The sequence below is a fragment of the Brevibacterium sediminis genome (genome assembly GCF_024895295.1).
GTDB classification, from domain to species: domain Bacteria; phylum Actinomycetota; class Actinomycetes; order Actinomycetales; family Brevibacteriaceae; genus Brevibacterium; species Brevibacterium sediminis.
The window spans coordinates 86914-107517 of sequence record NZ_JAHQRN010000006.1 but is presented as its reverse complement, the minus strand read 5'-3'; the positions used below and the strand labels follow the sequence as shown (position 1 = coordinate 107517).

The 20604-nt window shown below is 57.9% G+C and carries 15 protein-coding genes; 8 read left to right on the top strand and 7 right to left on the bottom strand.

Translation table 11 applies throughout. The annotated features are described in order from the left end of the window. Positions 1–3 precede the first annotated feature (3 nt). A complete protein-coding gene (locus tag KTJ89_RS14690; protein ID WP_259358247.1) occupies positions 4–1731 on the bottom strand; it encodes an amidohydrolase in 1728 nt (575 codons plus the stop codon). Between the two features lie 29 nt (positions 1732–1760). Then, a complete protein-coding gene (locus KTJ89_RS14685) occupies positions 1761–3062 on the bottom strand; it encodes an MFS transporter (RefSeq protein WP_374990285.1) in 1302 nt (433 codons plus the stop codon). Positions 3063–3237: 175 nt separating this feature from the next. Here KTJ89_RS14685 and KTJ89_RS14680 point away from each other — a divergent pair, with 175 nt between their 5' ends. Further along, positions 3238–4179, top strand: a complete 942-nt coding sequence (locus tag KTJ89_RS14680; RefSeq protein WP_259358245.1) for an Lrp/AsnC family transcriptional regulator — start codon at positions 3238–3240, stop codon at positions 4177–4179. 110 nt (positions 4180–4289) lie between these two features. On the opposite strand, the gene KTJ89_RS14675 is transcribed toward KTJ89_RS14680, so the two are convergent. Continuing rightward, the gene (locus KTJ89_RS14675) at positions 4290–5117 is read right to left on the bottom strand and encodes an Lrp/AsnC family transcriptional regulator (protein WP_259358244.1); all 828 of its coding nucleotides are present in this window, start codon (positions 5115–5117) and stop codon (positions 4290–4292) included. A 349-nt stretch (positions 5118–5466) separates the two neighbouring features. Between KTJ89_RS14675 and KTJ89_RS14670 the strand changes: the two genes are divergently transcribed. Beyond that, positions 5467–6798 (top strand): MFS transporter, encoded by a 1332-nt coding sequence (locus tag KTJ89_RS14670; RefSeq protein ID WP_259358243.1) that lies wholly within the window; start codon positions 5467–5469, stop codon positions 6796–6798. A gap of 2 nt (positions 6799–6800) precedes the next feature. Next, positions 6801–8387 carry an N-acyl-D-amino-acid deacylase family protein gene (locus KTJ89_RS14665; protein ID WP_259358242.1) on the top strand — a complete coding sequence of 529 codons (1587 nt, stop codon included), beginning with the start codon at positions 6801–6803 and terminating at the stop codon, positions 8385–8387. Between the two features lie 436 nt (positions 8388–8823). Here KTJ89_RS14665 and KTJ89_RS14660 read toward each other — a convergent pair whose 3' ends face one another. The 3 genes from KTJ89_RS14660 to KTJ89_RS14650 all read right to left on the bottom strand — a co-directional run bounded on the left by KTJ89_RS14660 (position 8824) and on the right by KTJ89_RS14650 (position 13277). Then, positions 8824–11823 (bottom strand): DEAD/DEAH box helicase, encoded by a 3000-nt coding sequence (locus KTJ89_RS14660; RefSeq protein WP_259358241.1) that lies wholly within the window; start codon positions 11821–11823, stop codon positions 8824–8826. A gap of 2 nt (positions 11824–11825) precedes the next feature. Next, positions 11826–12236, bottom strand: coding sequence for a (deoxy)nucleoside triphosphate pyrophosphohydrolase (locus KTJ89_RS14655; protein ID WP_259358240.1), 411 nt, complete (start codon positions 12234–12236; stop codon positions 11826–11828). Positions 12237–12386: 150 nt separating this feature from the next. After that, positions 12387–13277 (bottom strand): LysR family transcriptional regulator, encoded by an 891-nt coding sequence (locus KTJ89_RS14650; protein WP_259358239.1) that lies wholly within the window; start codon positions 13275–13277, stop codon positions 12387–12389. A gap of 124 nt (positions 13278–13401) precedes the next feature. Here KTJ89_RS14650 and KTJ89_RS14645 point away from each other — a divergent pair, with 124 nt between their 5' ends. The 5 genes from KTJ89_RS14645 (at position 13402) to fabG (ending at position 19701) form a co-directional block, all read left to right on the top strand. Then, complete coding sequence (locus KTJ89_RS14645) at positions 13402–15549, top strand: acetate--CoA ligase family protein (protein WP_259358238.1); 2148 nt, start codon at positions 13402–13404, stop codon at positions 15547–15549. Further along, positions 15546–16376 carry an enoyl-CoA hydratase/isomerase family protein gene (locus KTJ89_RS14640; RefSeq protein WP_259358237.1) on the top strand — a complete coding sequence of 277 codons (831 nt, stop codon included), beginning with the start codon at positions 15546–15548 and terminating at the stop codon, positions 16374–16376. Before KTJ89_RS14645 ends, KTJ89_RS14640 begins: the two co-directional genes overlap by 4 nt. After that, positions 16373–17569 (top strand): acetyl-CoA C-acetyltransferase, encoded by a 1197-nt coding sequence (locus tag KTJ89_RS14635; RefSeq protein ID WP_259358236.1) that lies wholly within the window; start codon positions 16373–16375, stop codon positions 17567–17569. The genes KTJ89_RS14640 and KTJ89_RS14635 overlap by 4 nt, the downstream gene beginning before the upstream one ends. Before the next feature lie 65 nt (positions 17570–17634). Next, entirely contained in the window at positions 17635–18921 is a 1287-nt protein-coding gene (locus tag KTJ89_RS14630; protein ID WP_259358235.1) for an SLC13 family permease, read from the top strand. Between the two features lie 36 nt (positions 18922–18957). Further along, the gene (gene fabG / locus KTJ89_RS14625) at positions 18958–19701 is read left to right on the top strand and encodes a 3-oxoacyl-ACP reductase FabG (protein WP_259358234.1); all 744 of its coding nucleotides are present in this window, start codon (positions 18958–18960) and stop codon (positions 19699–19701) included. A gap of 24 nt (positions 19702–19725) precedes the next feature. Here fabG and KTJ89_RS14620 read toward each other — a convergent pair whose 3' ends face one another. Then, positions 19726–20538, bottom strand: coding sequence for an HNH endonuclease (locus tag KTJ89_RS14620; RefSeq protein WP_259358233.1), 813 nt, complete (start codon positions 20536–20538; stop codon positions 19726–19728). Positions 20539–20604 lie beyond the last annotated feature (66 nt).

The following is a 20604-nucleotide window of genomic DNA, read 5'->3' as shown; positions in this document are numbered from 1 at the left end:
TGTTCACTCCCCACTCAAAGTCGATTCGGATCTTGGCAGTCCGCTTCGAGCCACTGCGATTTCGTCGTCCGCCCTATACCGGCAGACTCCATCGACCCACGTTTCAAGGACCGGTATAGCCGCAATCTCCTCTCCCGCTACCTCGAGCAGGTCCGCCTCGAGCACTGTGAAATCTGCCCGTTTACCGACGGCTAAGGACCCAAGTTCGTTGTCCCTGCCCAAAGTGATTGCGCCCTCGAGTGTGTGGGCACGTAGTGCTTCCTCTACCGAAATGCGCAACGAATCCGGGCCGAGCTTGCGCCCTCGGCGGGTGATGCGAGTGACCGCCGCCTGGATCGCTTCGAGAGGTCTGGGTTCGGCCACCGGGGCATCCGAGGACAAGGTGATCGGCACGCCCGCATCCCGGAACTCCCCCAGCGGGTTGAACCTTTCTCCTGGTGTTCCGATGGCCTGTTCGACGCCTTCGCCCCAGTTGTAGTAGTGCTGAGTCTGGTTGACCGGCCTGATCCCCAGCTGAGCCATCCTTTTCACTTCGACCGGGTCAGGGAGTCCGCAGTGTTCGATCCGGTGACGAGCGTCCGTATCGGGACGTTTAGCCAAGGCGGTTTCGATGGCGTCGACAACCATCTTGATAGCGATCGGCGATTGCGCATGAGTGGCTGTCTGCAAGCCAGCGTCGTGGGCCCGGCGCAGCAGCTCGGAATAGTCTTCGGGAGAGTGATAAAGCTGACCGGTCCGACAAGGATCGCCGAGGTACCCGTCGGGGAAGTAGGCGGTCCATCCTCCCAGTGTTCCGTCGGCGTAAAGCTTGATACCTGCGGCGGAGAGGAAGGCGTTGCCGAACGGTCCGGTGAGACCGAGGTCGAGCACTGCGTCAAGAAGGTGAGAGAGGAAATACATCGACACTCGCATCTGGAGCCCACCTCTGTCGGCCATTCCGAGATAGGCAGCGAACTCACGTTTCGAAACCTGAGCGTCCCCGATAGCAGTGACACCGCCTTTGAGGAATTCGCGTTGAACGATGTCGAGTTGCCGCTGATGCTCGGCTGCTTCATCCCCGAGGTGGAAGTTCGGTCCGTGGTGACCGATCTTCACTCCGTCCAGTCCGGTGAGAATATTGCAGGCAGCGTCTGAGAGTTCGCCGGTCAGCTCACCCTCCGAGTCGCGGAAGAACTCGCCTCCCTCAGGATTCGGAGTATTCCGGGTGACACCGAACTTCTCGAACGTGAATGTATTGACCACTCCACCGTGGCCCGAGGCGTTCATGATGTATACCTCGCGGTCACGGGAGACCTCGTCGAGTTCTCGCCGAGTCGGATGTCGGCGTTCGACGAGGTTACGTTGCTCATATCCGTACCCACGTATGGGCACACCGGCAGGGAGTTTCGCTGATTCCTGACGCAGAATCTCAATGATCTCGGGGATCGAGGTTGCCGCGTCTGGGGAAACATCAATCCAGGTGTGCAGCTGTCCGTACATGAGCGGGTGCGCATGCGGATCAACGAATCCCGGAACAATCGTGGCCCGGGGGAAGTCGATTCGGATGGGTTCGAGTCCGCAGTCGGCGGCGACCGCCTCGGCGTCGGTGATAGTTCCCACCGCGAGGACCTGCCCCCGGCCGATCAACATCGCCGAGGCTGTCGGTCGACTGCGATCGACCGTGCGGATCATTCCGGCGGTGATGAGGGTAGGGGTGGAATCGCGGGCATCATACGTGGCCAGGTGTCTCACGGGGATCTCCTCGAAAAGTGCGTGACAAGTCAGGGTTGGGCGGGTTCGATTTCATCGCTGTGCTGCGGAGCCAGTGCCGTCGCGATCCACGCCACAGCAGAGAGGAATCCGAAGAGGCCGATCACCGACCATATTGAGCCGGTAGCGGCCATGAGCGAGGTCGCGACGATGGGCGAGAGTCCACCCCATACGGCGGCACCCACGCCATAGGCCAAGGACATCGAGGTGTAGCGCGCCTGCGGGCGATACATCTGAGTGAGGAGTGCTGACAGAGGTGCCCAGGTCGCGCTCATCGTCACGCGTATTGCGCAAACGAAGATGTAGATCAAAGTCACCGTGTGGTTCTCGATGGCGAGGATGAGCGGGATAGAACAGATGAAGGACAACCCCACACCGAGGTACATGAGGCGCTTTCCGCCCCACTTGTCACCGAGCCACGCCAACGGAAGAGTGACGATTGCTTCGAGGAAGGATGCGAGGGTCATCGCCCCAAGGATGATCGAGGCGGCGAGTCCGATCTCCTCGCTGGTGGCATAGCTCTGAACATAGGTGGTTGCGAGATAGTAGCCACCAGAAGCGATCGCAACCATCCCAAATCCCAGGAGCACGGGATACCAGTTGAAGCGCAGTGTATGGATGATCGGTGTCGACTCACTGGAGCCGCTCTGCTGGAAGACTGGAGTCTCTTCGACACGCAGTCGAACCCAGACGCCGACGGCGATGAGGACGATGCTGATGAGGAACGGCACGCGCCAACCCCAGCTGAAGAGAACTTCGTCGCCCATGAGCGAGAGTGCCCAGAAGGCACCCGATGAGAGAAGTGCGCCCAGCGGATTGCCCAGTTGAGTGAACCCTCCGTAAAAGGTTCTGAACTTCGGTGGAGCGCTTTCGACAGCCATGAGGCTCGCGCCGCCCCATTCTCCGCCGACAGCCAGTCCTTGGACAATGCGGAGCACGATGAGAAGCACCGCTGCGGTCATGCCCCATGTGTCATAACCGGGAAGACAACCCACGAGGACCGTCGCAACGCCCATCATCATGAGGGTGATGGTCAATGCCGGTTTGCGACCGAGTCGGTCACCGATGTGCCCGAAGATGATTCCTGCGAGCGGCCGGACGAAGAATGCCACAGCGTAAGTGCCGAAGGAGGCAAGCGTGCCAAGTGTGCGGTCGACTTCAGGGAAGAAGACCTGAGGGAAGACGATCGCGGCGGCAGTGGCGTAGACGTAGAAGTCGTACCATTCGATTGTCGTTCCGACGGCCGCTGCGAATCCCGATTTGAGCGCTCGCCGGTGCGAACGTTCGGGTGCGGTGGGTGCTGGGATGGTCATCATGAGCTCCTTTGCTCGGATGGGCCGCGACTGCATGTCATTTCTCTGACGACGGTGGGCTTGAAGCGATGTTAGAACGGTTATCCGCCTGAGTCACAACGAATGATTCGCATCTATCGGAACGGAACTGCCGATCTGTCGACTTGACCGATCTCTTCGGCAAGAATGTACGGCAATGGTTCGCACCTACCGTCTATTTGGAGGAGCATTGGTACAGACGGAGGAATCTCACCTCGACACTGCGATCATCCGCATGCTTCAGCACAACGGCCGTGTCAGTGTGCTCGACCTGGCACGATCGTTCGGAGTTTCTCGACACCTCATCGCCGAACGATTGCGGATCCTCACTGACCGCGAAGGGCTGCGAGTGGTCGCGGCCCTCGATCCTGGAGTTGCTGGCCATCACGTGCTCACACATTCGATGGTTCGTATCGACGGGCCGGTGCATCCCGTCGCCGAGGCAGTTGCTCAGTTTCCCAACGCCGTGTTCGTGTCGATTACCAGCGGAGAACGGCCCCTGGCTTTCGAATCACGCCACGGATCGAGTGCGGAGCTGCTCGAAACTCTCGAAGCGGTCAGAACGATTCCCGGGGTTCGTGAAATAAGAGTCACGACGTACGTCGATGTGCTGCGCGGGTTCTTCGTCGCTCAGCGTCGCCAGAACATTTCATTGGACCAGGTGGACCTCGAGCTCATCACTGCTTTGCAGGACAACGGCCGGACCAGCTTTCGGGCACTCGCTGAGGTGGTTCATCGATCGCCGTCGGCCGTTCGTTCACGGGTGCATCGACTTATTTCTGCTGGAGTTATTCGTATTGCCGCCATCAAATCCGGCGGTTTATCGACCAACCGTTTCGCAACTGGCCTAGGCATCACTCTCGCCGGCCCATCCGAGCCAGTACGGAAGTTCATACTCGAATCCAAATCGATTGAGTTCGCCGCGCGATCTCACGGCGCTCACGATTTCATCGCCACAGCAGTCGGTTCAACATCCTCCGAGGTACTCTCGACTATGGAAGATCTACGAGCGTTCAGCGAAGTTGCGTCGGTCGAAACCTGGACCCACTTCGACCTAGTCAAAGAAGACTATGCACGAGCGATGGGACGAGTACAGTGATCGACTCGGCCTGCTGGCTTGTCCGCTACGCTGTGGTTTCGACGGATCCGACGCTCCTGACGCCGAAGAAAACTGTTGACTCAGCACCTGAGCCAATCGTGTGGGTTTATTTAACCACCGGTCGAGGTCAGCCAGGGGTCAACCGGAATATGACGCGTAGCACGCCCATCCTCGTCGAGTAGCCGACCATACACCTTGAATGTACGCGTATTGATTGCCCGGTGCAGTACTTCTGCCGGGTGTTTAAGACCGGAGAGCTTCAACATGAAGCCCTCACCGTCAACTAGGCTTCGCAGACCAGCGACGACGATGAGATTCGCGGTACTCGCAACGGAGGCGCAGAATCGAGTTTCCTCCCAGGCTCCGATGCGGAAAGCGAGTTCTTCGGCATGTTCCGGCGCCACTTTCAGCGAAAGTACCATCGCGATGGGAAAGTCGAAGATCGGACGTGCGATATCACAGCGGAAGACTACTTGTCGCTTGTTGATGAGATCCCCAAGCCTTCGCGCTACGGCCGGCGCCGACGCCCCTAGCATCCCCGCAATTTCCGTCAGAGGCCGTCTGGCATCGGCACTAAGCGCGAGAAACAACTCCCGATTTCGGGATGATGGTGCAAGTGCGGACTCACCGGTGGAATTCCGTGCCTTCTCGAATTCTTTGAACGCCACGGAATGTGAGCCACCTTTGTTTCGCCACGTTTCGAGGTCAATGATCCCTTGGCGCCAATCGACCCCTCCGGCAATCTGGTGGAAGATGTTGATCCTTACTCGATCGCATATCTGCAGTTCCGGCATCCCACCACGGTCCACTCGCTTGAGAACTCCTTCAAGAGTCACTCCAATGACGATGCAGTAGAGGTTGAAGTCACCGGTCATCGAACCAACTGTGATGACGTCCGGGTGCTCGCTGAGAGCGTCTACAACTTCGTCGAACTTCACAGACCAGCAGCTCATCTCGATGAATGCCCCTTTTGACGCTGCCGGGTGCAAAGCTATCCCCGTCCACGCAAGCCCATTAGCGGCCAGTCGACGCCAACGTCGTGAGACTGAGACTCCGCTTCGCTCAACGAGCTCTCCTATGACGGGCCACGGAACTCGCGGATCGATCTGCAACGCATCCGTAATGTCGAGGTCGAGCGCGTTCACGGTGCAACCACTCATTCAAACGCCCCTTTCCTATCAAACGATCATTTCATACACATTTCACCATCAGATCAGCATTTTCAGTCGTTTGGAAGGATTCTGATGACCCGGGACTAGTGTGTTCTCAGTGCCGAGAGGAGAAACCATGTCGCTCACAGGCAATGTCGCCGACACCGAACTGAATACGAGCAAAGAGGCTGCAGTCTTCAAGAAGATCAATCGCAGGCTGCTACCGTTCCTCCTGATCTGCTACACATTCGCGTACCTTGATCGCGTCAATATTGGTTACGCCAAACTTCACATGCAAGCAGATATCCCTGGATTGACCGAAGCCGTCTTCGGAGTCGGCGCCGGGCTGTTCTTCCTCGCTTACGCGGGTCTTGAAATCCCGAGCAATCTGCTCATGAATCGAATTGGTGCGCGCAAGACGATAACGCGGATCATGGTCCTCTGGGGTTTCACCTCGGCGGCCATGCTCTTCGTCACCAATGAGACGACCTTCTACGTCCTGAGAATCCTACTCGGCATCTTCGAAGCAGGGTTCGCGCCGGGAATCATCCTCTACCTCACATACTGGTATCCCGCGAAGAGGATGGCCTCAGCAATGGGCATCTATATGCTCGCGGGACCCATCGGGGCCATTCTCGGGTCGGCAGGGTCGGCCATGATCATCGCCGCGACGGACAACCTCGGAGGGTTGGCAGGGTGGCAGTGGATGTTCCTTATCCAGGGCTTGCCGTGCGTCGTTCTCGGGCTACTGTTTTGGAGGTTCATGGTTGATCGCCCCGAACACGCTTCATGGCTCAACGAGAGCGAACGAGAGATCGTATCCAACCACCTCGCGACTACCCGATCTAGTCAACACACGAGCAGCTTTCTTGTCGCACTCAAGAACCCCACTGTGTATGTGATGGCGATTGCTTACTTCGGAATCATGTGCGGAATCTATGCAGTTAGCTTTTGGTTGCCGACGATCCTCCTCGAGAACGGCGTCACAGACACCTTCGCCAATGGACTTCTCTCATCCGTCCCATATCTGGTAACTATTCCCGTCATGGTGTTGCTCACGAGAAGTTCCGATCGATTCGAGGAGCGGACCTGGCACAGTATCGTACCGACGACGCTGGGCATCATCGGACTCATGATTGCTACGTTCTTCGCCTCGAATTTCCTAGTCTCATTCAGCGCACTAATCCTAGCCATCGCCGGAATCTGGGGAGCCTACACAGTGTTCTGGGCGGTCCCTGCTCAACATTTTGGTGGCACCGCCGCCGCGGGCGGAATCGCGTTCATCAATACGATCGGCATCCTCGGCGGGTTCGTCGCGCCGACCCTCATGGGATTCGTAAAGGAGGCCACCGGAAGCACTCACATTGGTCTGCTCACGATGGTTGGGCTACTCGTCGTCTCTGTGGCGGGCCTGGTCATATTGCCACGGATCATGGCGCGAGAAGTGCGTCTGAGAAAGGCTGCGTGAGTATGCGTACTCTGATTTCCAATGCTTTCGTCGCCGATGGCGAAACTATATCGACCGAACCGAAGGACCTCCTCATCGAGGGAGGATTAATCGCAGCTATTACATCTGCCCGCGGTGTCGGTGTTCGATCAGATATCCATCGACTCGATGCGGACGGCCGGCTTCTCAGTCCGGGATTCATCGATACACATGCCCATGCCGATCACGCACCCCTGCTTGCAGAGGACGATACCTCGAAAATCTTGCAGGGAGTCACGACCGAGATCAACGGAAACTGCGGGTTCAGTCTGGCACCGGTCACTCAGGATCACCTCGCAGATTACGACTCTCTAGTCGAACGGATCTTTCCGCCCCGACAATCTGCCTGGAGGAGCTTTCCAGAGTATGTTGAAGCGCTGAAACACGGTGAGTTCGTCACAAATTTTTTGTCGCTCATCGGACACAATACGATCCGGATTGCGGCCATGGGATCTGAGAACAGAACACCAAACAGGGTCGAGATGACACGCATGGAGGCTCTCGTTGATGAAGCGTTAGACATGGGCGTCGCTGGACTATCGACGGGACTGATCTACCCGCCGGGCGTCTTTAGCTCGGCTGAGGAGATCCTCCGTCTTGCTCGACGCCTTCCTCCCGACGCCGTCTATGCGAGCCACATGCGCAACGAGAGTCGCTTTCTGGCGGATAGTGTCCAGGAGACGCTTTCGATCGCCAAGGCGGCGGGGGTGCGATGCCACATTTCCCATCTCAAAATGGCTGATCGACACAGCCCCGGCAAGCTCGCTGGAGTGCTCGATGGCCTCAGTTCCGAGCGCGCCCAGGGAGTACGAGTGTCCCAGGACATCTATCCGTATACGGCTGCGAGCACTATGCTTTCCGCCTTGCTTCCCCCTTGGATGCATGACGGTGGGTCGTCTCAGCTATTCGACCGTCTCCAGTCCGCAGAAATCGTGGATACAGCCCGTAGGCACATCGCAGACCCGAAATCGACGTTTGAAAATTACGGCCGTCAAGCCGGATGGGAGAGAGTTGTCGTTGCGTCGACTGCCTCGCACCGGTTCGAAGGTGAGTCGGTGGCTTCAATCGCCCACCGGATGGACGCGGATCCGGTCGTCGCTGTGGCCACGATTCTGCGGGAGGAAGAGCTGAAGGCGACGATGATCGTGCATGCGATGGATGAGCCGGATGTGCGGGCTGCCCTACGCGACCCGTTTACCACAATTGGAACCGACGGTCTCCCCGTCGGCACTGGTGGACACCCCCATCCGCGTGGGTATGGCACCTTCCCTCGCGTTCTCGAGCACTACGTGAAAGATGAGGCCGTCATCCCACTCGCCGAAGCGGTTCGTCGCATGACGTCGCTGCCAGCTGAAATCTTCGGACTCGAGCGAAGAGGTCGAATCAAGGTCGGTCATATCGCTGACTTAGTGCTTTTCGATCCTGCAGGCGTTAAGGACAATGCCACATTCGATCAGCCGACGCTGCCCCCGCTTGGGATCGACGACGTCTTCGTCGGCGGCGAGCATGTGGTGGACAACGGGACCTGGACTGGTCGTAGGGCGGGTACGTACGTCAAAATCGACCACTGAACATCGCTCTCGCCTGGCCTGCCCGAAGCCAATCTCATGGCTCAGACCCCGCCGAGGATGGGCGAGCGTCTTGGCTATCGGAGTGCCTTTCGGAACTGTCCTCAGAGTCGTAGGCATTCACCCTGGTCAAGGTCCTCGACCCGACCGACGGTCATCAGAGCCGCCTCTACGGATTGGGACTATGGTTCGCGACAGCGGCGATGCGTTTGCCGCCGAACGTAGAGACACTCGCAAAAAATACGGCCCATGATGGGCTCATGACACAATCCAGCGGCATGCTCGCTCGGGCCGCTCCTCTGATAGCGCCCGGACCCTAAGCCACTATGTCAGACGAGTACGAGTCCTCACATTGGCTCGCGACTTTAGCGTGAGAGACATTGACCTATCGAATTGGCTGTCGGCACTGGAGAAATCCGGCTGCCCGGCAGCCTCATCGCTAGAACAACTTGTCTTTCTGATCGTCGTTGTATTCGTATTGAATCGGTGATTCTTCGTGGATTAGGTCGACGGAAGGGGCGCCCGATCCACGATCCCTTGTCGAGTCGGCTGCCGGACCTGTCGTCAAATAGTCATAGAGCGCTGCATCAATGGGATACTCCAAGTTGAGGTCCATCGTGACAACGTCCAGACTCTTCCCATTCTCCCCAGGCATCTTCGTTTGGACTGGGTCCGAGGACGTGGCCTGGCCTAGGTAGTAGAAGTCTGTGCCTTCAGCGTCGTCCTTCTTGGCAAATAGATACAATGGGACTTCATTGTTCACAATGGACCGGACTTCCTTGCTCTGCAATGTCCTCTTGCTGCGTGTGAACCAGCGCAGCGTGTTCTCGCTGATGAATGAATCTTCATACGAAGTGCTCGCCGACACGTCGTCATTTTTGTGATAAGTCACGAAGATTGGACACGAGTTGGAGAAGACGTCGACTTTGTACCCGTACATCGTCCCTTTTTGATCACTTTGCCAATTGAGCAATCTGCAAACGTCTTTGCGCGAGTACTTCTTCCCGGCCTCTAAACGCTGGTCCCAGCGGTACCGGTGACGGGACAAGAAGAGCCCTGTCTCGATTGCATCATCCAAATGAGTTACGAAGCTTGACGAACTTTCAAGCAATCCCAGAAATTCTGAGGTCGGGGTGATCCTGCCGTCTGTCCAATCGGCGATCGGAGCGCCGTACTTCTTCTGATCGCCCTCAGTGAAAAATTCAAAGTTGAAGATTCTTTCAATGGAGTCGACGGTGGCTTGGTCTGAGGTCGTTTCCTTTTGGTCAAAGAGCAAGCGAAGGTCGTTCACTGTCATGGGCGCTCTTGCACTCACTAGTTGTTCGAGTAACAGAAGTTCGTGAGGTCGTTTGCCGTTCAGAAATTCCTGACTGACCATCGACAGGATCTGACTTTCTCGATCAGAAGGCTGGTCATCGACGACTTTGAACGCGTTGAGCAGCTTCCAATAATTGCCACGTGCGCTTGCTATTACGACTGGGTCAACAACATCAAAGCGAGCATAGTCCATCAGCATCGGTGGCCTACCGAGTCGGGTATGCAGGTCCCTAAACGACTGTTTGAGATTCTTCAGGCTATCCAGACGTGTGGACTCGATCGACTTGAAGATTCGTTCCTTTGCAACTGCATCAAAATTGATGCTTGAGAGTCCAGAAACCGCACCAACATCTTGAGCTTCAATCATCTTCTTTCGGAGAGAATCCTTATTCAGACTGCTGTCTCCGAACAGCGCGATTGGAACGAGGAAGTTATTCGTGTAGTTGCCGATGAAGTCGATAACGATGAGATGACTCTTGCCAGCAGCTTTTCGCAAGCCGCGGCCTAGCTGTTGAGTAAAAATGATGCTCGACTGAGTCTGCCGCAGCATGACCACTTGATTAACGGTCCGAATATCGATCCCTTCGTTAAACACATCGACGGTGATGATGTAGTCGAGCTCTCCGTTTTCAAGCTGGGCGACTACTCCTTCACGAGTTTCAACCGAGTCTTCACCGGTGAGAGCTCGCGTTCGGAGACGTTTGCCATGGACTTGGTTCTGGTTGAGTAGCATTGAGAGTTCGCGAGCCTCATCTTTGCGGCTGCAGAACATGAGGCCTCGAACCGGGTCCCCCACGTGCCCATAACGTTCTATTGCCTGGATTAGATGGGCTACTCGCTCGGGAGCAACAAGGGTACGAAGCTGACTTGTATCACCGATAACTTCGCCGTCCTTCTCGAAATCGGTGACTCCGTAATAGTGGAACGGCGCGAGCATGTCCTCCTCGAGCGCCTTTTGAAGTCGAATCTCGTAGGGCACGTTGTAATCGAACAGACTGTAGACGTTGAAATCGTCAGACCGTTCTGGAGTAGCAGTGATTCCGAGCATGAAGTCTGGTTTGAAGTATTGGATAATGTTCTGGTGCATCCGTGCCCCGGCGCGATGAACTTCGTCAATGAGTATGTAGTCAAAGTGGTCTCGAGGGATTTGCTGAAGTTTGTCGATAGACCCCAAAGATTGCACTGTAGCGAACACAATCCGACGGTCAAGCTCTCTTTTCGCCCCTACGTACTTGCCTACTTCACCATCTTGGAGATTGAGGACTTTGGTGAACTCCTCGATTGCGCGGTCGAGTATTTGTTCCCGATGCACGACGAAGAGAACGCGCCTTGGATTCGCTGCCTTCACGTCTAGCGCGGCGAGAATCGTCTTGCCGGTTCCGGTTGCCGATACCACCAGGGCCTTGTCTTCGCCGGCATCGCGAACCTTCTGAATCTCCACGAGCGCCTCGGCCTGCATGGCGTTAGCAACAATCTGTGAACCGAAGCCCTGCGTTGGAATCTGGAAGCCTTCAAAGGCGGTGCGGGACTGTGGCGGAACATAGGTTGCCTCGTATTTCCGGATCCAGTCGTCCGTGAGCATCGTTGATGAATCTAGCTGCGTCTCGATTGCAGCGGACAACTGGTGCACGATGTCGCCGTCTGGAAGCGCCGAAAAGCGGAGATTCCATTCGTGATTGCGTTTGAGTGCACGAGATGTGAGGTTGGAGCTACCTACGATCGCGGTAGTGCTAGCTTCTTGTTCGAAGATGAAACCTTTGGGATGAAAGCCCCTGGCGTCGTCTTCGTAGACGTACACTTCAATTCCGAGATCGTTGAGATTCATCAGTTCTCGGAAGGACTCCGGCGAGTTAAACCCTAGGTAAGTTGAAGTGATGATTCGGCCTTGACCTGGGAACTCAACGAGGGGTTGTTTCAATGATGCGATCGCATCTGAGCTGACGAAAGCGACTGAGAACGTGAAGTTCTTCGAGCGTCTCAGTTCCTCGAGGATGGTCTTATGCATGGTGTTGGCCTCGAAGTTCGAAACCAACATCGGGTTGAAGAGCTTTTCAGCGGGGGAAGTCCGATCGAGGAACCCGAACGCAGTATCTCGCTGAACGTGCTCTGGAACTGTTGCCACGCCTACTCCTCGATCATTGAGAAATCATGCACCACCATTTCAACAGCAGGTATATCAGCTGGAGCCCATTCCACCGAATCGAGTTCGCCCGCTTCTATCCACCGAATTTCCGAATGCTCAGTCAACTTGGGACTGCCGTCGACAAGCTTCGAATAAAACGTAGTTAGTGTGACGAACCCAAAATCGTATTCGTATCGGGTCGAGGCGACTTCCTCTCCAATTTCAGCCGTACACATCAGTTCTTCTTGAAGCTCTCTGACAAGAGCCTCGCGGGGAGTCTCACCGGCTTCGATCTTGCCACCGGGAAACTCCCACATGCCTGGAAGCGACATGATGGAGCTCCTCTGCGCAGCCAAGATCTTGCGTCCGTCCACAATGATGGCACCGACAACATTGATTTCTTTTTTCGGCATTTGTGAGCTCCCCTAGTTGTGACAACGGCACCAGCCTATCGAGTGTCATCCAATCCGTGGCTACAGTCGGCGACACGGTTATCGTGATCCAAGAACTCGATAACGTCTTCACCTACCCGCTTGTCCCGACTTTGAGACATTCAATTCCCACTACTCAACTAGCCGTGTACACATTGCGATCATCGTCTTGGCGATGTTTGAGGTGAAGGCCGGATCGTAGGCGACAGCCAACTGCAGCTGTGGCCAGTTCGTTCGGTCCTTGACCGGGAGCAGCACCACCCCCGGATTGAGGCGATGTCGAAAACTTGACGGAACAAGCGCGAAACCGAGACCGGTCTCGACCAGAAACAACGCCGTCTCCACCTGTATTGCGCGTTGAGCGACCGGAGGATTGATTCCGGCCGCTTCGAATGCGACACGACATTGTGCCGCGAGACCCGGAGAGCCCACTGAGGTGTACCCGATGTATGGCTCTCGACCGAGATCGATTGCGCGAATCTCCGCCATTCGCGCCAGTTTGTGCTGGGCGGGCAGAGCAACGACCAACTCATCGTCTTCGATATTCTGCGCCCGCAGCTCCGACCGCTCCCCCAGCGGCGGACGTAGCAATGCCAGGTCCAACCGACGGTCAAGGACCGCTGTCGACAATTCTGCGTTGGAACCTTCGAAGACTCGGAGCACAACGTTGGGAAATCGATTTCTGAACTCAGGCAGCAGCCTCGGCAGGACGCGATTCTTCGCAGACCCGACAAATCCGAGCCTCAACTCGCCAGACAACCCCGCGACTGTCTCAACAGCTTTGCGCTTGACCTCTTCAGCACCGAAGAGCAGTTCCCTCACATCTTGCAGAATCTCTCGACCGGCTGCAGTCAGCTCCACCTGATGAGTCGAACGCACCAACAGCTCAGCGCCGATCTCTTCCTCCAGCTTGCGGATCGACACCGAGAGCGGGGGCTGAGTCATATTGAGTTTCTCCGCCGCAGCGCGGAAGTTCAGAGTCTCTGCAACTGCGAGAAAGTGCTTGAGCTGGCGCAGCTCCATCGACCCCTCCTTGATACACATGATGTATCAGTACTTTTGATCTAGATTATTCTCTTGTATCACAGAACGATCCTCGATCAAGCTGTCTCTGTTGAGAAACCCGTCATCTCAAGGAAGAGACTCTATGCAAACTCGGTCCGCCACAGCTCCCTCCGCTGCTACAGGTTCTAAACATTTCCTCGACCGCGCCCTGCGCCCTCAATCAGTCGCCATCATCGGTGCGTCGAACAACACCGAACGCATATCCGGCAGAGCTCTGCACTATCTCAAAAGCGCGGGATTCGAAGGACGCATCTACCCAGTCAACCCCAAACGCTCAACCGTCCAGGGTCTGCCGGCCTTTGCTTCAGTCACCGACCTTCCCGAATCAGCAGACATCGCGCTGATCTGCCTCGGCGCCGCTCATCTGCTGGACGCTGTCAATGAGTGCGCAGACGCAGGTATCGGAACGGCGGTGATCTTCGCAGCAGGATTTGCCGAAACCGGGGCAAAGGGACGAGCAGCACAGCGGGAACTCGAGGCCGTAGCCGCGCAGCGCGGCGTCCGACTCTTCGGACCGAACTGCCTCGGAGTCATGAACTCATCGATCGGCTTTATGGGAACCTTCTCCAGCGCCTTCGACGGCGGATTGCCGAAACCCGGCGGCGTTGCCATCGTCAGCCAGAGCGGAGCCTACGGCGGCCACTTGGCCTACCTTTGCCGTCGACTCAATCTGGGTGTGAGCTACTGGATGTCGACTGGCAACGAAAGCGACATCGATGTTGCCGAATGCATCGACTGGCTTGCCCGCCAAGACGACGTCTCCGTGATACTCGCCTACGCCGAAGGCGTTACCGACGGAGCACGGTTCACCTCAGCGTTGGAAAATGCCCGCAGGCGCCACATCCCGATCGTGTTCATGAAGGTCGGCCAATCAGCGATCGGCGCACGCGCCGCCCAGTCCCACACGGACAGCTTGGCAGGCGAAGACGCGATCTTCGATGCAGTTCTTCGCCAATACGGCGCCTACCGGGCCACGACGACCCAGGAACAGATCGACGTCGCCTATGCCTGCAGCCGTGGGGTCTACCCTGCCGAACGCAGCCTCGGAGTCGTCACCGTCTCGGGCGGCTTCGGCGTCCAGCTCTGTGACGCTGCGGAAAGGCACAACCTCGACGTCGCGCCACTGCCTAAAGCAGGTCAGGAGAAGCTGCGGCAGATCAATCCCATGGGCAGCGACAACAATCCTTGCGACACGACGGCAAATTGGCTCAACGACACCTCGCTCATCACGCAGACTCTCGAAGTGATGTATGCCGAAGGCGGGTACAGCAGCATCGTCGCCGCGCTGACCATGCTCCCCGATACACCCGCCTTCGGCGACCAAGTGCGCCAGGCGATCACAGCTGGCACGGCAGACTTCTTCGACCGGCCGACGGTCCTCTGCATGGAAGCCCGCACCTCTGTCATCACCGCCTACGAAGACGATGGCTTCCTTGTTTACGACGACTCGGAACGGGCGGTGAAGGCGCTGAGCGCACTGAGCTTCTTCGTCGAAGCATGGGGGCGTCACACTCACGACGTCGATACGATCGAATCGAGCGACAGCCTCGGCGATCGTGCTCTATCCGAGTTCGAGTCTCGTCTCAGACTCGAAGCTGCTGGTCTGCCCATGTTGCCGTCTGCCCTGGTAACGAGCTCAGATGAACTGTCTGAGGCCACTCAGGCCATTCCTGCTCCCTACGCGATCAAGATCGTTTCGGCCGAAATCGCTCACAAGACCGAGATCGGCGGCGTCGTTCTCAATGTCGCCGACGCCGCATCCGCCGAGGCGGCCCGTTGCGCCATCGTTGATCGCGTATCCGTGGCGGCCCCCGACGCCCTCATCGACGGCGTCCTCATCACCGCCATGGCGCCGGAGGGAATCGAGGTCATCATTGGCACGACGAACGATCCCGTCTTCGGTCCGGTGACCGTCGTCGGACTCGGCGGAACCGAGGCCGAGCTCTATGGCGACATCGCCATGCGAATCGGCCGGATCGACACCACACAGGCCCACGAGATGATCAGCGAAACTCGCATGTCCGATCTGCTCGACGGTTTCCGCGGGCACCCCGGCGGTGACCGTCACGCCTTGGTGAGAGCCATCGTTGCGGTCTCGTCCTTCGCCGACGCCCATGCCGACGAACTCGGCTCCGTCGAGATCAATCCCCTGCGGGTGCTTCCGCCCGGCCAGGGAGCCTTCGCTCTTGACGCTCTCGTCATCCCAAGCACAGTAAGGAATGCCACATGACAAGCGACAATGCCCACCTCGTCGGCTTCCACACGGTCGGACGCACAGCGGTGCTCACACTGTCCAACCCTCCGGTCAACGTCATGAGCATCCCGATGGTCGCACGCCTCGGCGGACTCATCGATCATTGCGCTGCCGATGACTCCATCTGCTCAATCGTGGTCACCGGGGACGGCACCCGGGCCTTCTGCGCCGGTTCCGACATCACCGAGTTCCCCGATCTGCAGGTTCCGGGCGCAGCCGTCGACCGGAAGCTGCGCCGACAGAATGCGATCTTCGCATCCCTTGCGACGATTCCGAAGCCCACCGTCGCCGCGCTTCAAGGACTGACCTATGGAGGCGGTCTGGAGCTGGCGTTGTGCTGTGACCTCATCGTCGCCGAAGAACAGGTCTCACTCGCACTTCCGGAGACGAACCTCGGCGTGTTTCCCAGCAGCGGCGGAACGTATCGCAGTTTAGACCGCATCACCGCGGGACGGGTCAAGGAACTCATCTTCCTCGCCGAGCCGATCAGCGCTCAGACTGCATTGGAATGGGGGCTCATCAATCGCGTCGTCGACCCCGGCAACGCATTGAACGCGGCCCTCGTCCTGACCGACAACCTCAACAGTCGTCCTCCACAAGCCCTCGCTCTGGCCAAACAGCTCATCGACGACGGTACAACCCATTCGAAACGGGCGATGATCGATCGCTCGTTGGCCGCCAGCGGCCTCGCCTTCAGCTCATCGGAGTGCGTCGAAGGAACAACCGCATTTCTCGAACGCAGACCGCCCGACTTCACACACGCTCAGACCTCCCGCACCTCCGAACAGACAGGACCGCAATGAAACGTGCAGCCATCGTCGCCCCGACACGCACACCTATCGGCAGCTTCGGCAAGTCATTGCGCCCGGTGCCTGTCGAAGACCTCGGTGCGACCGTTGTCAGAGAAGTGATTGCTCGCAGCGGAATAGACATGGATCAGATCGAAGACGTCGTCTTCGCTCAGTCCTATGCCAACAGCGAAGTCCCGTGCGTCGGCCGATGGGTTGCGCTCCAGGCAGGGCTGCCGATCCATGTGGCGGGCATGCAGCTCGATCGTCGCTGCGGCAGCGGTCTGCAGGCCATCGCTACCGCAGCGATGATGGTGCAGACAGGAGCCGCCACCGCAGTGATCGCCGGTGGTGTCGAGTCGATGAGCAACATCGAGTACTACTCAACCGACATGCGATGGGGCAGCCGATCAGGCAGCTCCACCATTCATGACAGGCTCGAACGCGGGCGGGAACGATCACAGCCCGAAGACCGATTCGGTTATATCTCCGGAATGATCGAGACCGCAGAGAACCTCGCACGAACCTACGGGATCACACGAGAGGACGCCGACGAATTCGCCGCCCGCAGCCACTGCCGTGCCGCTCAAGCATGGGAATCCGGGGCCTTCGACGCCGAGGTGGTCCCCGTCACCGTTCCCCAACGCCGTGGTGATCCTGCCGAATTCACACGCGACGAGGGTATCCGACCCGACACCACCATCGACTCCCTTGCACGACTCCGCCCGCTCATGGACGGCGGAATCGTCACCGCAGGCAATGCGAGTCAGCAGAACGATGCGGCAGCCGCATGCCTGGTCGTCGCCGAAGACGCATTGGACATACTCGGTTTGGAACCCCTGGGTTACCTTTCGGCGTGGACTGCCGTCGGCTGCGAGCCCGCACAGATGGGCATCGGACCGGTTCCAGCTATTGAGAAACTCTTCAAACGCACCGGGCTGACCTTCGATGATTTCTCACTCGTCGAGCTCAACGAGGCGTTCGCCCCGCAAGCCCTCGCCGTCCTCAAAGGCTGGGACTGGGCCGATATGGACCGCCTCAACGTCAACGGCTCGGGGATCTCCCTCGGTCACCCTGTTGGGGCCACCGGCGTCAGAATCATGACGACGATGCTGCACGAGCTCAATCGCCGAGGCGGGGGCTTGGGCCTCGAGACGATGTGCATCGGCGGAGGCCAAGGAATGGCTGCCGTCTTCGAATCCGCCTGAACGTCCCGTTTCACCAGTCACCACACAATTGCCACTAACGGCCAGTACTCAAAGAGGAGATATCCATGGTCGCTCTGCCAATTCTCACTATCATCATCGTCGCCGTCGCGATGGTCTCGTTCCTACTCGAAAAGATTCCGATCGCCGTCACCGCGATCATCGCCGCACTGCTCATGGCCATCGTCGGAGCCATCGACCTCGAAGAGGCCTACAGCCCCTTCGGAAGCACGGTCACGCTCTTCTGTGCCGGAATGATGGTTGTCGGAAATGCTCTCTTCAAGACGGGATTCGCGGATTTCGTCGCCTCGAAGTTCGAAGCGATCGGTCTCTACCGCAATGAACGTGCACTGATCGCGGTCGTCACGGCCGCCTCGGCGATTCTCTCAGCGTTCCTCAGCAACAGTGCAGTCGTCGCGATCTTCATTCCCCTTGTTGCTATCATCGCGAATCGGTCACAGGGACGCATTCGCATGCCACTGGCCATCATGGGTGCTGGAATCGGCGCCGCGATCGGCGGCATCGCCACGCTGACCGGGTCGACAGCTCAGTTGGTCACCCAGGGAATCCTCGAGACCACCGACGGTACGGAGCCGATGGGCATCTTCACCCTGTCGCGCATCGGCGGTCCGCTTATCGTGATCACCGTCCTCTACATGGCCACAATCGGTTATCGCGTCGGAAACAAGGTGCTGACTTTCACCCCGCCCGACCTCCTCGCCGACCAGAAAGATCCGAACAGCGCGAGTGAAGAGAAGCCGGCACGCTGGAAGCTTCCGTTTTCGATGCTCCTCATGGTCGCCATCATCATCGGGTTCGTCTCCGGGCTGTGGAATATCGCAGTCATCGCGCTCATCGGCGCCATCCTCATGATCGTCACCGGCTGCATCTCGTTCAAAGACGCCATCAGGCAGATGGACTGGAACACCTTGATCATCCTCTCCGCGGCTCAGGCTTTCGGCCAAGGTCTGACAGATTCGGGCGGCGGACAGCTGATCGCCGATGCCATCGTCGGAGCCTTCGGTGAGACGTCGAGCCCCTGGTTGGTGCTCAGCGTCTTCATCATCGTCGCGGCGGTCCTCACCAACTTCGCTTCAAATACGGCCCTGACAGCGATGTTCGTTCCAATTGTCATCTCGGTCGCGCTCTCTTTCGGCGCCGACCCGACGAGCTGGGCAATTGCCGTCACCCTGGCATGCAACCTCGCATGCGGAACTCCGATCGGCACGGCCTGTATGACCCAGACACTCGTCGCTGGTTTCCGCTACATGGACTACATCAAGATCGGCGGCCCGCTGGTTCTCATACTCGCGGCTGCCACGGCGTTGTTGGCACCTGTCGCTTATCCCTTCTGACCGGTCACCTCGTATCCCACTACTGAAGGAGTTCACATGAAACTGCTCGAAAACCGCACCGCGGTCGTCACCGGAGGAGCCCAGGGACTTGGCTATGCCATTGCCCGAGCATTCGCCGACGCCGGCGCCGATGTTGTCATCGGTGACCTCGACGGCGAAGCCGCCGCTGCGGCCGCTAGTTCACTCGACATCGGTGACCGAGCGATCGGCGTGGCATGTGATGTCGTCAACCTCGACCAAGTGGAGCACCTGTGCGCCACCGCGGTCGAGAGGTTCGGGTCGTTGGACGTCATGGTCAACAATGCCGGAATCACCCGCGATGCCTCCATGCGCAAGATGAGTGAAGAACAGTTTGACCAAGTCATCGCCGTGCATCTCCGAGGAACCTGGAATGGCTTGCGGACGGCTTCCGGGTTCATGCGTGATCAGCCCGAGGGCGGGTCGATCATCAACGTCTCGTCGATCGCCGGAAAAGTGGGCAATCTGGGTCAGACGAACTATTCTGCCGCCAAGGCGGGAATCGTCGGAATGACCAAAGCCGCCGCGAAGGAAGTCGGGTTCAAAAATGTGCGCGTGAACGCCATCCAACCTGGCTTCATCAACACACCCATGACGGCTGCAATGCGCCCGGATCTCATCGAGGCGAAGTTGGCCGATACTCCGCTGGGGAGAGCCGGAGAGCCGAGCGAGATCGCGTCTGCGGTCACGTTCCTCGCTTCGGATATGGCTTCCTACATCACGGGGGTGGTGCTGGAGATCGCCGGAGGCCGCCATATATGAGCGTGGAAAAGGGGTTGCCGAGATTCAGAACGGCTCAACTTCTTCATTCCAGAAGAACTCATCGCCGTCATAGTCGATTAGCCCGACGTCTAAAGCTCGGTGATGATTCGGGCACAGCAGCAGACCATTGTCCAAGGACGACGCTCCTCCATCGGAGTCGGGAACGATATGAGCAGCTTCGAGGAGTCGCAGATCGCAGATCGGACAACCGTCGACCTGGCATTTGAGCTCACGATTCTGAAGCAGCAGCGCTCGGAAACTCTTTTGATGCCGCCTTGCGCGGATGACTGATACTGCATAGCGCCGCTCGATGGGGGACGCTGAATCATGATCGACATCATCACGGTTCTGCTCCTGTCGAAGCGCCCGACCGAAGTGGCCCTGCCACTGACGTTCCAGCTCTTGAGTGGCATCGTCTGGAATCCTCATGCCGCTCTGCATTCCCCTCCAGATGCCGGAGGGAAACTGTTGGGAAATGGGTTCAAGGTTGAAGGGGTTGTCAACGTCAACCAAAGAGTCCCAGGAGATTGGGACGTAGGTGGCAGCTCTTGCCGAGCCGTCCCAATGAGGCTGCATGATGACCTCTCCTTGGACCCACCCGGCAGCGACGATGCCTCGATCTCCCTGGCCCGTCTTGCGCAGATAGACTCGATCACCGACCTGCACTTGGCGATGGTTCGCACTCATTGACCACTGGGCCTCGGACGGTTCGCCTGCTTCGATACTGGCAAGGGTCTCCAACCGTTCGTCCTCGGGCCAGAAGAAGTAGTCGGGATTCCACAACAACATGTATGACGCGTAGGCGCTGCGGTGTTCGGGATGAAAGGTTGTGGCCATCAGGTATGTCTTTCTCAGTCGAACGGCTTCAAACTCGGCGGTTGGTTCGCAGTCTAACCAGGTAAC